At 67.5% G+C, this 12,677-nt stretch carries 12 protein-coding genes, 1 tRNA gene and 2 pseudogenes; 4 read left to right on the forward strand and 11 right to left on the reverse strand.

Annotated elements, in window-relative coordinates; all coding sequences use genetic code 11:
* Window positions 1-2 precede the first annotated feature (2 nt).
* Complete coding sequence (locus BM43_RS24290) at window positions 3-941, reverse strand: c-type cytochrome (protein ID WP_036048662.1); 939 nt, start codon at window positions 939-941, stop codon at window positions 3-5.
* A gap of 244 nt (window positions 942-1,185) precedes the next feature.
* Between BM43_RS24290 and BM43_RS24295 the strand changes: the two genes are divergently transcribed.
* Window positions 1,186-1,261, forward strand: a tRNA-Arg gene (locus tag BM43_RS24295).
* 162 nt (window positions 1,262-1,423) lie between these two features.
* Here the strand turns inward: BM43_RS24295 and BM43_RS42595 are convergent.
* The 6 genes and pseudogenes from BM43_RS42595 to BM43_RS24320 form a co-directional block, all read right to left on the reverse strand.
* Window positions 1,424-1,626: pseudogene (locus BM43_RS42595) on the reverse strand (site-specific integrase); the annotation flags it as partial.
* 602 nt (window positions 1,627-2,228) lie between these two features.
* Window positions 2,229-3,383, reverse strand: a complete 1,155-nt coding sequence (locus tag BM43_RS39380; protein WP_036048660.1) for an AAA family ATPase — start codon at window positions 3,381-3,383, stop codon at window positions 2,229-2,231.
* Between the two features lie 370 nt (window positions 3,384-3,753).
* The gene (locus tag BM43_RS24310; RefSeq protein ID WP_042285421.1) at window positions 3,754-4,860 is read right to left on the reverse strand and encodes a tyrosine-type recombinase/integrase; all 1,107 of its coding nucleotides are present in this window, start codon (window positions 4,858-4,860) and stop codon (window positions 3,754-3,756) included.
* 83 nt (window positions 4,861-4,943) lie between these two features.
* Window positions 4,944-5,165 (reverse strand): annotated as a pseudogene (locus tag BM43_RS42510) (helix-turn-helix domain-containing protein); the annotation flags it as partial.
* A gap of 505 nt (window positions 5,166-5,670) precedes the next feature.
* Entirely contained in the window at window positions 5,671-8,463 is a 2,793-nt protein-coding gene (locus BM43_RS24315; RefSeq protein WP_036048658.1) for a toprim domain-containing protein, read from the reverse strand.
* 2 nt (window positions 8,464-8,465) lie between these two features.
* Window positions 8,466-8,669: a hypothetical protein gene (locus BM43_RS24320; RefSeq protein ID WP_017920741.1), complete on the reverse strand. Its 204-nt coding sequence runs from the start codon at window positions 8,667-8,669 to the stop codon at window positions 8,466-8,468.
* Between the two features lie 15 nt (window positions 8,670-8,684).
* Here BM43_RS24320 and BM43_RS41395 point away from each other — a divergent pair, with 15 nt between their 5' ends.
* Window positions 8,685-9,272, forward strand: coding sequence for a hypothetical protein (locus BM43_RS41395; RefSeq protein ID WP_036048656.1), 588 nt, complete (start codon window positions 8,685-8,687; stop codon window positions 9,270-9,272).
* On the opposite strand, the gene BM43_RS24330 is transcribed toward BM43_RS41395, so the two are convergent.
* Together BM43_RS24330 and BM43_RS24335 are read right to left on the reverse strand one after the other, a co-directional pair.
* Window positions 9,269-9,517: an Ogr/Delta-like zinc finger protein gene (locus BM43_RS24330; RefSeq protein ID WP_025097752.1), complete on the reverse strand. Its 249-nt coding sequence runs from the start codon at window positions 9,515-9,517 to the stop codon at window positions 9,269-9,271. The genes BM43_RS41395 and BM43_RS24330 overlap by 4 nt on opposite strands.
* Before the next feature lie 109 nt (window positions 9,518-9,626).
* Entirely contained in the window at window positions 9,627-9,830 is a 204-nt protein-coding gene (locus BM43_RS24335) for a hypothetical protein (protein ID WP_013696212.1), read from the reverse strand.
* Between the two features lie 91 nt (window positions 9,831-9,921).
* Here BM43_RS24335 and BM43_RS24340 point away from each other — a divergent pair, with 91 nt between their 5' ends.
* A complete protein-coding gene (locus BM43_RS24340) occupies window positions 9,922-10,395 on the forward strand; it encodes a helix-turn-helix domain-containing protein (RefSeq protein WP_036048654.1) in 474 nt (157 codons plus the stop codon).
* A 196-nt stretch (window positions 10,396-10,591) separates the two neighbouring features.
* Entirely contained in the window at window positions 10,592-10,879 is a 288-nt protein-coding gene (locus tag BM43_RS24345; RefSeq protein WP_036048653.1) for a hypothetical protein, read from the forward strand.
* A gap of 195 nt (window positions 10,880-11,074) precedes the next feature.
* Here the strand turns inward: BM43_RS24345 and BM43_RS24350 are convergent, their stop codons facing one another.
* Together BM43_RS24350 and BM43_RS24355 are read right to left on the reverse strand one after the other, a co-directional pair.
* Window positions 11,075-12,172, reverse strand: coding sequence for a phage late control D family protein (locus tag BM43_RS24350; protein WP_036048652.1), 1,098 nt, complete (start codon window positions 12,170-12,172; stop codon window positions 11,075-11,077).
* Window positions 12,172-12,669 (reverse strand): phage tail protein, encoded by a 498-nt coding sequence (locus tag BM43_RS24355; RefSeq protein WP_036048649.1) that lies wholly within the window; start codon window positions 12,667-12,669, stop codon window positions 12,172-12,174. Before BM43_RS24355 ends, BM43_RS24350 begins: the two co-directional genes overlap by 1 nt.
* Window positions 12,670-12,677: the final 8 nt, after the last annotated feature.

Consider the following 12,677-nt stretch of genomic DNA (forward strand, 5'->3'; position numbering starts at 1 on the left):
GCTTACTTTGCCGCGCCCACCATGTAATCGACGGCGGCCTTGACCTGGTCGTCGGGCGCGTTCGAGCCGCCCTTGGGCGGCATCGAACCCTTGCCGTGCAGCGCGTAGTTGTAGACGGTGTCCATCGAATCCTTCAGGCGCGGCGCCCAGTCGGCCTTGTTGCCGAACTTGGGCGCGCCGAGCACGCCGGCCGCGTGGCAGGCCACGCACACCGAGTCGTACAGCGCCTTGCCCGCGCCGGCGCCGCCGGGCGCGACGGCCGGCGCGGCACCGGCCTTGGGCAGGGCGGCGATGGCGGCCATCGCGGCGGCGGCCTGCGCATTGGCGGCAGCCGCCGCGTCGGGCACCGCCGAGGCGCCGGACGCGGCATTCGCGCTCGCGTCCGAGGCGCCGCCGGCGGTCGCCGCGCCGGATGCGCCTGCCGCGGCGCCGGCCGCCGGCTGCACCGGATCCGCGAACTTCGCGCCGCTGTTGTTCGCCATGTAGACGACGGCGCGCGCGATTTCGAAATCGCTGACGTCGTCGGGGCTGGTGCCGCCGCGCGCGGGCATCGCGCCCTTGCCGGTCAGCGCCACGTGCAGCAGCGTGTCGTAGCCCTGCGCGATGCGCGGCGCCCAGTCGCCGGCATTGCCGAACTTGGGTGCGCCGGCCGCGCCGCTGGCGTGGCAGGTCACGCAGACCGCCTTGTAGATTTCCTCGCCGCTCTTGTAGCTGCGCGGCGCGTTGGCATCCTTGACGTCGACCTGCGCGAGCGGCGCGATGCGCGCGGCCACCGCCGCGTCCGACAGGCTGTCGGTGCCGGCGCCGGTGCGGAACACATGGTTGGCGTAGGTGGCGAACAGGATGATGATGACGATCGGGATCGCGAACGACGCGACGATCACGGCGATCAGTTGCCCGGGCGTCTTGATGGGCGCTTCGTGGTGGGGCGCTTCACTCATGCTGGCCTCGTCTCCGTGAGTAGGAATTTTGCTCGGGTTCGGCTGCGGCAGAATGTCTGTAGGCGGAAGCACCGATGATTATAGACGCCTCTTTTTCGAGCGGAAGGGCTCCGCGCGGCGGGCGTTTACCCGCAAGGCGGCGGGGCCGCCGCGGGCGGTGGACGCTGTCATGGAAACAAGGTATGCTCTCGCTCTTGCCGCCGTCCCGCCCGGGTTTTCGAGGGTCGTGACACGGTTTCCCGAAGCGCCCGTAGCTCAATGGATAGAGTACTGCCCTCCGAAGGCAGGGGTTGCTGGTTCGATCCCAGCCGGGCGCGCCAATCGCCGTAAGGCTCTCAGCGGTTTTTTCCCGTTTTCGTCGATATCGTGTGCAGCTGGATTGCAGCCGCGCCGGTTGCCGTTCGCGCGGCCTTGCTGATTCAGTCCCCGTTTTCTTCGTCCCTGGCATCCACGCGATGAACCGGCAGCGGCGTGTCGCGTTACACGTGCCAACTGGCCCAAGTGTGGCGCGGGTTGTGCCAGCGCGAGTCTTGGATGCTGCTCGCGTCAATGCCTTCCGCCACGCGGCGGTCGCGGTCTGGTAGACCGGTTTGCCCCGGCATATGAACACATCAACGACGAATTCTGGCGCTCGCGTCGTTGCGAGCTGACGCCGCAGAGTTGCGATCGCTGCGTCCGATAGCGGCGCTGCGGTTCCGCCTTAGTCGGCCAGTTCTCGGAGCCGAGTTCTGGTTTTGCGTAGACTCGGGGAGCGAGTCGCTGCGCGTTCTGGTTGCCAAGTTTCGCGCACCCAGCGACAAAGTAACGGGTTATATCCCAATCCCTGCGAGGCGACACTTCCTTGCTTTGCCACAAGTTCTTCGCGAACGTCACGCGGCGCGCGCTCCGCGAAGCGTAAGAGCGCCTGCTTTGGATCCGGAAGACTGTCCGGATTACTCGGTAGTTTTGGTGCTCGACGTCCCAGTAGGGCGAGCATTCCTTCATGGTCCGCAAGTAACCATGACTCAATTTCGCGGACGGCGACGCGAAATAAGAGTTTCGCTGGTCGTTGCATTTGCCCGAACCAACTGTCTATCAACGTCGAGGCGCAGTTCGATTGATCGAGATCGGTGATAAGAAGGACCGGTTGTTGTTCTGCGATCTGACAAAAATTTGCGAGTCGGCTTCGGAGGTAGCCATTACCGCCTCGCCTAAGGCATTGGCCGACATCCAAGCCCGCTTCGGCGGCAAGGCAAAGACCAACTTGCTCGCTCAATTCATCTTCCGTTGCAAGTACGATCCAGACCATTACCACAACCCCAACTGCTCTGCCGATTTGGGATGGGTCTTGGGTAATACCACTTCTGCGACTGAAAGTCCGCTCTTCAAAACCAACTCTTCTTTCTCGTTGAGAACGCGAACCTGCGTTCCTTCTTGAGCAGGCTCTAGCAGAAGGACGCCGCGACCGTCGATGCCTTGATTGCTAAGCAAAGCCTCACTGTGTGTACTGATCAAAACCTGCCGGGAGCGCCTCTTCCTGTCACGCTGCACACGCTGTAATAGGCGAGGGATTTCGCGCACGATGGCGTCGTTAAGTGACAGCTCTGGCTCTTCGAGTAGTAACAGCGAGTCGCCTTCTAGCAAAACCCACAAAAGGCCCAGCAAGCGAAGTGTGCCATCCGAAAATTGCTCTTCACGTTGCCAGCCAGCGTTGGGGCGGTAATGTGTGTACATTGCCTCCAAATGCGGGCGACCATTAACTTTATCTGTAGTGAAGCGCAGTTCTTTGAATTGCGGAACTGCCAGCGCAAGAGCCGCTTCGATTTTTTTCAGGCGCGAATCTCGGATCTTGGGCGAAGTTTTGGCTATTCGTTCGAGGAAGCCCTGACCGAACGGATCATCTTCAAGGCGCTGTCCACCAATCTGGTCGCCATATTTCAATAATTGGGGAACTAGATGTAGATATGTTGCTTCACCGAAAAACGTTGCAAGTTCCCGGAAGGGCGCATTGGCTTGGATCTGTTCCAATGCTGTTTGCGTGAGGCGGACCGCATCTTTTTTGTCGTTGTCGTCCGGACGATTCAGTATCCGCTTACCTTTGTGCCACACCTGCTCGATTGAAATCAGCGTCCGATGTGCCCCCTTTCCCTCATGCTTAAAGCCCAATATGTAGCGCCAAACAGGTTCGTCGTCTGCTACCTCGGCAAGATCAACCTCTATGCGCACCTCCGGATCCTTGCGAGCGTGCAAGCAACGCAATTTCTGAATGCCGCCGCGGTCATGTATTGCCTTCTGCAAACCGCCGCCCTGCGGCTTACTGATGTCTCGAAGAAATCGGAAAACATCTAATAAATTCGATTTTCCGGAGGCGTTGGCACCTAGCAGATAGGTGCGTTCGCGAAGTGGGACATCGACTTCGCGAAAATTTCTCCAGTTCTTGAGAGCGAGGTGCGTGACGACCATGTTTAATGCCTCATAGGGCTGTTGCGCCGGCAGGATGGGAGTTCATTTGCAATTCGATGCCGGAATATTGGGTCCGACCAAAGCGGCAAGGATACCGCGAAGTTGCCTGGGCGGCGATCCGCGAGGCAGTGTTGGGTAGGGGGCGGCGCCTAGGTGGACGGGCAAGTGGGCCGCTGCGAGTACAACCAAATTACAGCTTGAATGAGCTGGATTGCCCGTGATCGACCTTGTATGGCCTTTGTTTTGCAGTTGGCGAGTTGAGTAAGGGGTTGATCTAAAAGGATATGCTGCGCGCTGGTAAAGTTTCGACGGATATCGTGTGCAGCTGGATTGCAGCCGCGCCGGTTTCCGTTCGCGCGGCCTTGCTGATTCAGTCCCCGTTTTCTTCGTCCCTGGCATCCACGCGATGAACCGGCAGCGGCGTGGTATCGGCCGTCAGCGGCCTGACCCATTGCGCCAGGTGATCCGCCGACAGGTGCGCGTAGCGCTGCACCATCTCCAGTGTCTCCCAGCCGCCCAGTTCCTTGAGCACCTGCAGCGGCGTGCCGCGTTGCACATGCCAACTGGCCCAGGTATGGCGCAGGTCGTGCCAGCGGAAGTCGGCGATGCCGGCGCGCTCGAGCGCCTTGTGCCAGGCCAGCGTCGAGGTCTGGTGGACCGGTCGGCCGCGGTAGACGAACACGCTGTCGCGGCAGCCCGGTGCGCGCGACGCGCCCTGCTGGCGCTGCAGCACCGCCAGCGCGACGTCCGACAGCGGCACCGTGATCGCCTTCCTCGCCTTCGCCTGGTCGGGATGGATCCAGGCCACGCGGCGCTCCAGGTCGATCTGCGACCACTGCAGGCCGGTCACGTTGGAGCGGCGCAGGCCGGTCTCGAGGCTGAAGCGCGCCATCTCGGCCAGGTGCGTGGGCAGCTCGGCCAGCAGCCGCTCGGCCTGGGCCGGGGTGAGCCAGCGGATGCGCTTCTCGGGCAGCCGGGTGCGCCGCGTGACCGGCGCGCGATCCAGCCATTCCCATTCGACGGCCGCGTTCAGCACCGCCTTCAGCACGCCGATCACGCGCCGCACGGTGGCCGCGCTGGCGCCGCGCCCGGTGGTCACCACGCCCTCGCGGGTGCGCACCGTGAGCGGTTCCTGGCGCTTGGCCAGCGCGATCGCGTCGATGCGCTCGCGGTCGATCCGGTCCAGCGCCAGGCCCGCGAGATGCCGGTCGAGCCAGCGCAGGTGCGTCTTCGAGGTTTCCAGGCTGGGCAGGCCCTCGCGCTCGGTGACGTAGCGGATCACCGCCTCGTTCCAGCTGTGGCGCGGCTTCACGCCGAGCCGCGCCTGGTTCCACAGCTGCACCTTCAGCCGGTCGTGGAATTCCTGCGCCTGCTCCTTGTCGCGGGTGCCAGTGCTTCCCTGTAGCGGCGTTCCGCCGCCTGGGGGGTAGAGCTTGTATTGCCAGTTCGGGCTGGTTTTTCGTTTGTAGAGCGACATGGGGCGAGGGGTTCCGAAGTAACGGTGACGTTGACGGGGGCGACCGGCGTTTCGCGCGGCAGCCATTCGCCGGCGAGGTAGCGCTGCAGGGCCAGGGTCGAGAAGATCCAGCGCTTGCCGACCTTGCGGCCCGGCAGTTGGCCGGCGCGGGCCTTGAGCCGGATGGTTTCCGGATGCGCGCCGAGCAGCGCGGCCGCGCCGGCCAGGTCGAGGGTGGCCAGCGGCGCCGGCGGCTCGATCCCGGCCTCGCGCGGCGCGGGCACCGGCAGCGCAAGCCATGGACTCGCGGGATTCGTGGAATTCATCGGCAAGTCCTTGATCGGCAAGGGTTTCGGGTGCCATGGGTGGCCATCGGCGATGGCTGGCGGGCAGTGGCGACTGATGGCGCGTCATCCCGGCGGCGTTTGTCACCGATGGCGGAACAGCCGCGACTCGTGGCGCGCGGCGCGGCTTCGTGCTGGCCTTCCCCGCCCCTTTCTTTTCCTTTTCCTTCAATGATTTGAAGAGAGAGAGACAAGCAGGGGCGCCGCGTCGGGTTTGGCCGACTGGTGGTGAAAACAGCGGGACTGATGGCGCGGCGGGGCGCTGTCGCGGCGGGCGATGTCTTGCGAATCAAGCACTTGGGCGCCAATGTCCGCGCCAGCCACGAGTCCTGCGCGCTACCCGGGTACCCCGACGAGGCGATCGAGGCGATCGCGGCGGGCAGGCCCCCTCGCTTCCGGGCCCGCGCTCGCGCCCGGCCGGATCGATCGGCGGGGGGCGCGGGGGGCGAGTCGATACGGCGGCCGAGCGCCATCGTGATCGGCGCCTTCATGCCGGGCTCCTGGCCAGCGCGTCGGAGGCGAGATCCTCGCGGATCGACACGTGCAGCCCGAAGCCGGCCAGCCGCTCGAGCGAGACCGGCGTCAGGTAGGGCACGCGCCGCGTGTAGATGCGCCGCTCGACCTCCTTCTCGCCCACCACCACGCCCGCCTGCTTGAGCTGCGCCTTGAAGATGCGATCCGACTTCACCGGCAGCGCGTTCCACTTCTCGCGCAGCGCGCTGGTGTGGGCGAGGTGGTCCATCACGTGGCCGGTGCGCAGCAGCAGGCAGAACTCGCCGTCGATGGTGTCGAAGGTGAAGGGATGCTGGTAGTTGCCGCCGTCGATCTCCGATAGCACCGTCTCCATGATCCAGACCCAGGGCTCGCGATCGGCGCTGGTCTCGGCCACGTGGCCGTTCATCTCGGTGAGCAGGTCGCGCGCGAACTCGCCCTCGGCCGGATCCATGCCGGCGAACTCGCACAGATAGCGCCAGGCCAGCGCGAGCGCCGCGTAGTTGCCGGCCATGCGCCGCGCGCCGTCGTCCTCGCCGCTGGCGCGGCAGTTGGCCAGCGCCTTGTCGCGCAGCGTCGCGTAATGCTCGAGCACGGCGCGCCGGTTCAGCCCGGTCAGGAACTCGAGCCACTGGCGCACCGGGAAGCGCGGCAGCTCGTCGGGCAGCAGCGGGCCGCGCTTGCCGGTCAGGGTGGTGCGCACCAGCTTGCCGAGCAGGCTGCGCACCGGCACGTCCTCGCCGGCCAGCATCACCGGCGCGCACAACAGGTACTCGGTCATGTCGCTGCCGCGCCGCGTGACGGTGTACTGGTAGTTCTCCTGCAGCAGGCCGACGGCCTTGTCGATCACGTCCTGGCGGCGCGCCGACAGCTCCTCCCAGCCGATCGGGTGGCTGGTGTGGCTGATGCTGGTGAGCAGGCGGAATTCGGTCTGCAGCGACTGGCCCGAGAACATCGTGAAGGCCAGCGTGCGCTCGAGCCGCTTGATCAGCGTCGACTTGCCGGCGCCCTTGTTGGCCTGCACCGTCAGGTGCGGCCAGAAGCCGAGCAGGGCCTTCAGGTGGCCGCCGAGCGCCCACACCAGCGGGACGGTCGCGGCGTTCTGGCGGAAGGTCTGCTGGTAGGCGGCGATCACGCGCCGCGCGTCGGCCACCGGGCCGCTGGGGAAGCTGAGGTTGTGATACGGGCACTGCTTGTCGGCCTCGGTGAAATAGCAGTCGGGGCCTTCGTTGACGATCAGCCGGCCGTCGCGCCAGGCCAGGCCCACGAAGTTCGCGGCCTGGCGCGCGCCCAGGTCGGCGCCGCGCTCGAGGATGTTCACCATGCGCTTGAACGGCGCGGGCGCCCAGATCGGGCCGAACTTGTTCCACTGGTCGACGTTGTGCAGCTGGTCGTCGAGCATCACGCGGCGGATCAGTTGCGCGCCGTGGCGCGGCGCCTGCACCGAGACAGCGAAGTAGACGGTGGGCGCCTGGTCCTCGTCGCCGGTCATGGTGGCGGTGGCGCTGGCCACCGAGACGCGGCTGATGCCGGCGATCCGGAAGCCGCAGAGGTCGGCCAGCACCGGCGTCTCGGCGCCGCTTTCCTCGTTGCGCTCCATCTTGCTGATGTGGCTGGTGAAGTCGGCGCGCACGCGAAAGCGCCAGTACTGCGCGAAGTCGTGCGAGGGCAGGAAGATGCGCGGGCGGCCGCGCCGCGTGGCGTCGCCGGGCAGGCCCGCGATCAGCCAGGGCTCGGTCTGCTCGAGCGCGCGCGCGAGCTCGGCCGCGCCGCGCTCGCGCAGGTAGTCGTTGACGTCGTTGATCGGCTCGCCAGCGCCGCCGCCCTGGGCCGTCTCGCGCAACCAGCCGGCCTGGTCGACCAGCATCGCGCCGATGTTCAGGCCGGTGAGCGTCTCGTAGAGCGCCCAGGCCGCTTCCGGGCCGGGACGATGGCCGGCGCGCGGATGGCCGTCGGCGAAGGGCGCGTCGTTGTCCAGGCAGATCAGCACCTGCTTGCCGCGCAGGAAGCTGAAGTCGAGCTGGCCGACGTTGCCCAGCCCGCGCAGCGCGAAGGCCGCCGTGCCGGGCAGCGCGCAACTGTCGATCGACAGCGCGTTGATCGCGCTCTCGACCAGGACCACGCGCCGCGCTCGCTCCAGGCGCCGCGCGTCGGCGGTCCAGCCGTGGCCGGCCTTCTCGCCCTGGGTCTGGGTCTTCACCGCGCCGTTCAGGGCCGGGTCCAGATAGCGCATGTCGACCGCCACCAGTTGGCCGTCACGCGGCCCGCGCACGATGAAGGCGGCCGCCGGCCCGCCGTGGCCCACTTCGCCGGCGGCGATCCGGGCGCTGCTCCAGTCGTTGAAGCCGAGCGTGCGCGCGGCGAACGCGGCGTCGATCGCCTCGGGCGTGATGGCGCGGCCGAGCAGGTAGTCGCGCACGCCTTCTCGCGCGGCCAGGCAGCGCTCGGCGATGTAGTCGAGGGTCGACTTGGGGCGCCGCTCGGCCGTCGCGGGGCGCGTGGCGGCGATCCCGTAGCTGTCGTGCAGGTAGCGCAGCGCGTCGGCCAGGCTGCCGCCGCGCGCGTGCATCACCAGGTCCACGCAGGAGCCGCCGGCGTCGGCGCTGTGGTCGCGCCAGCCGGTGCCGTGCTTCGGGTGGTCCACGTAGATCGACAGCGAGGGGCTGCGGTCCTCGTGATGCGGCGAGTGATAGAGCGCGCGTTCGCCGCCGCGGCCGCGCTTCAGGCCCAGGCGCTCGGCCAGCTCGTGCAGGTCGATGCGCTGCTTCAGTTCGTCGATCGAGGCCATGGTCAGGGGCGGGGCTCCGTGGATTGCGGGTCGCTCGCGCAGTCGAGCGCGCGCAGCGCCTCGGCCGAGGCGGGGAAGCCGAGCGCGAGCCGTGCCGCGAGCGCGGCGAGGAACTGCCGGGAGGTGCCGGCTGGGGTGGCGGCGGCCGCGGCGGCGATCGCGGCATGTAGCACCGCGTCATGCGGGGCGATCGGGTGGGAATTCATCGGCAGGTCTCCGGGATGGAGCGGGACAAGGACAAGGAGCGGGGCGGGTGGCACGGCAGGGTCAGCGGCAGGTGCAGGGCGCGTTCGCGCATCAGGCGGGCCGCGGCCTCGACGGCATGGCGCAACGCGCGATGGCGCATCGCCACCTCGAAGTCGCCGATCAGGCGCAGGTGTTCCCAGCACGCGCGCAGCGAGGCCTGGCGCGGTGCGTGGCAGGACGAGGCGTGGGCCGATCGGCAGGACGAGTCGCTTGCCGAATGGCAGAACGAGCAGCAGGTCGAGCAGCAGAACGAGCAGCAAGACGAGCAGCAAGACGAGCAGCAAGACGAGCAGCAAGACGAGCAGCAAGACGAGCAGCAAGACGAATCACCGGTCGAAACGTCGGCCGGCAGCGGCGCCACCAGCGAACAGCAGGCGCCACAGGCGGCAGCCAGGCCGCGCCGCGCGCCGATTTCGGGCAGCAGGGTGCCCGGGTCGAGCGCCGGGGCGATCGACCCTGGAACAGGGTGCGTCATGCTTTTCTCTTTTTTCGGGCAAACGGATCCCCTCACGCCACGCGGGCGCGATGCGAGGGGACGACGAAACGCGGAAGGGCGGGTTTAGACGGGCAGGTCGAGCTGCTGCTCGCCGCGTTCACGCACGTGCGGCGAGACCGGCAGCTGCAGCGTCGGATCGGGCATGGCCGAGGGCGAGAGGGTGCGCGCGAACTCCATGTTCACGACATAGGTGTGCCCGCATTCGACGTTGTTGCACTGGTAGGTAACTTCGCGAAAGGTCGGCGACATTTCGCGGCTGGTGCGCGCGGTGGCGCGCGTCCGGCAATGCGGGCAGCGATTCAGGATGCGCATGATGGAGGTCCTCCGGACGAGGCGGTGAGCGGGGCCGCGGCCGGCCGTTCGCTCGGGGTTCGACTTGGTATGGGGTTGGGGTGCTGCATGGCGCGGGCGGGCATCGCGCTCATCCCTCGGGCTTGCCCGCGGCCAGGCGCGCGGCGCGCATCGCGCCGATCAGCAGGCTGCGCGCGGTGCTCGACAGCGAGCGGTTCTGCGCCTGCGCGGCGCGCTCGAGTTCGCCGCGCTCGAGCTCGGACAGATGCACATAGAGCGGCTTGCTCGACAGGGCGAAACGCGGGGAGCGGCGGGGTCCTTTGGCGGTCTTCACGGTCGGTATACTGGCTCGCTTAGTCTTGCGTTAATGTAAGCTCAGTGTGTCATCCATTTTTATGGACGTCAACAACTTGGATGGAAATTTAATGGACAGTGTGGGGAAACGGCTGCGCGGCGAGCGGATGCGCCTGGGCTTGAGTCAGCCAGAATTTGCCGCGCTGGGAGGCCTCAAGCACAAGACGCAGCTCAACTACGAGGCCGACGTCAGCGCGCCCGACGCGCGTTATCTGCTGGCGCTGCGCGAGGTGGGCGTCGACATCTGGTACGTGCTGACCGGCGAGGTCAGCCCGGCGGTGCTGCCGGCCGACGAGGGCGACCTGGTCGACGGCTACCGCCAGCTCAACGAGGCCGGCAAGGCCGCCGTGCAGGGTTTCATCGCCACCTGCATCAACACCGGCTCGATGACCGCAGGCGGCGAGGGCGCGAGCGCGCCGCGCGTCAAACGGCTCGCCGAAAACCGCCGCGCCGCGCTCGACCAGCGCATGGCCGAGAACGTCGAGCGGGCCATGGCCGAGGTCGAGCGGCTCAAGGCCGAGCGCGCCGGCAAGACCCGGAAGTGAGTACCGAGTACCGAATGGCGCGCCGGGCGTGCCATTGCGGACCGCCGCGAGGCAATCGTCAGGCTCCGCTGAGAGATTCGACAGCTTGATACTGTATGGATATACAGTATTATCTTGCTGACACGCGCTGCCATTCCGAGGCGATCCGCTGCCGTGCGGCGCTGTTGTCGAACGTGTCCGTGGGAGACCAGAACAAATGCACAGCAACACGAAGCCCTTCGAACGCATGACCGGTGTCGCGCCGCTGGCCGAGCGGCCAGTCAATCCGGCCGCGCATCTGCTCGTCGCGCCGAGCCTGCACACCGCCGCGCATCTCGACGCGGACGAGCGGGCCGAGGCGGCCGCGGCGATCGATACCGCGATCGATTCGGTGGGCGTGGTGCTGGAGGCGGCGCTGGCCGCGATGACGACGCTCGGCCAGGTGCGCGCCATGCTGGTTCGCGGCGAGGAAGGGCAGGGCGGCGCGGCCGCGGCACCGCGCTAGCGCCGCGCGCCGTTCCCGGCATGTCGCCGGCAGCTGGATCCGCACCAGCGCCGGCATCTTCATCGGCACCTCCGCCGCCCGGGTCGAGTTCTTCGGCCCGACTTCTCCTGATGACCTGATCTCCGCTCGCGGCCGGTTTCCCGCGCCGCGCTCGAGCCACGTGCCGTCACCACGCGCCGTCGCCGCTCGCCGGGCTCACGACGCGGCGCCCGGCGTCGCCGTCTTGCCGGCGTTCTTCTTGTCCGCCTGGGCGTCCTCGCGCGTCTCCAGCTCGAGCTCGGTCTGCAGGCCATTGTTGTCGAGCGTGTGCCGCGCGCTCTTGATCAGCCATTCGATCGCGTCGATCTCGGGCTTGAGCCCGCTGAAGCTGACCGGCGTTTCCGGAAACACCTCGGGCCGGCCGCGCGCGAGCGAATAGGCGAGCGTCTGCTTGCCGCGCTGCATGCGCTTGTACTCGGCCTGGGCCGCGGCCATCGCCTCCTCCTGCGAGGCATAGTCGTCGGTCAGCACCTTGACGTTCTTGCTGGTCTCGCCCTTCACCGTCACCGACAGGCGCCGCCCCTTGCCGTTCGAGTGGTAGTTGGCGCGCACCGCGTCGTACTTGTCGCGATCGGCCGAGCGGTACTGGTGATGGTCGCCGTCGGCGCGGGTCAGCGCGAGCACCGCCAGCGGCTTGCCGCTCGCGCTCTTGCCGGTGTCGATCGGCATGAACAGCAGCCGCTTGTCCTTGACGTTCATCACCGCGTCGTAGCGCTTTGCCAGGCGCGTCAGGAAGGACATGTCGGATTCGTGGGTCTGGTCGACATGGGCGATCCGGATGGCGGCCAGCGTCGCGCCCACCACCGGCTGCAGCGCGTAGCGCGCGGCGATCGCCTGCACGATCGCGCCGATGGTCTGCTGGTGCCAGCTGCGCTCGCGGCGCTGCTGCATGCCCTCGCTCATCGCGGCTGAATGCGCGCTGACCGACAGCGTGTCCGGCGTGCCCGACCAGCTCACCGTGTTGACGATGTAGGTGCCCTTGTCGACCAGCGGCTCGCCGCTCCAGCCGATCGCCACCTTCAGCTCGGCGCCGAGCGTGGGCAGCGCCAGGTCGCCGCGCGTGTCGTCGAGCGTGATGTCCACCGTGTCGGCCTGGTCGGCGCGGTTCTCGGTGATCGTCAGCGATTCCAGGCGCGGCGCGAACAGCATCGAGATATCGCGGCCGTCGAGCGTGATCCGGTAGTCGGGCTGCGATTCGACGCGCGCGATGCGGCGCCGCTCGGCCGGGGTGCGTTGGTTCGAATTGCTCGGCATCAGGCGGTCCCGGTTTGCGAGGTGGGGGTGCCGGTCGTCGAGTCGGCGCTGGCGCTGGCGCCGGCGCCGCCGCTGTTGCCGCCTGCGGGATCGGGGTTGTCGTCGGTCATGCGCAGCTCCGCGTCGTCGACGCGCGTGAGCGTCAGCGTGAAGGCGATATGGCGCGCCACGCCCTCGGGCGTGTGATAGGTCTGCGTCTCGTTGAGCGCGGTGATCAGGTAGGCGCCATAGACGTTGCCGCTGCCGTCCACCAGCACGTAGGCGTCGCCGTGGTCGGCCATCGCGGCGAGTTCGTCGATCGAGGCGATCGAGCCGATCGTCTCGGGCGCGACCACGCCGTCGAGCGTGATGGTGTCGTCGCCGGGGCCGACGTACTGGCGCGCGTCGCGCCGGCCGACCCGCGTTTTCGAGGCGTGCTTCCAGCCGCGCGCGCGCCCGAGCTGCTGGAACGGCGCCGAGGTGAGACTGAACACGAACTGGTCGAGGGACATCAGCATGAGGAGGC

The sequence above is a fragment of the Burkholderia gladioli genome, assembly GCF_000959725.1.
Classification (GTDB): domain Bacteria; phylum Pseudomonadota; class Gammaproteobacteria; order Burkholderiales; family Burkholderiaceae; genus Burkholderia; species Burkholderia gladioli.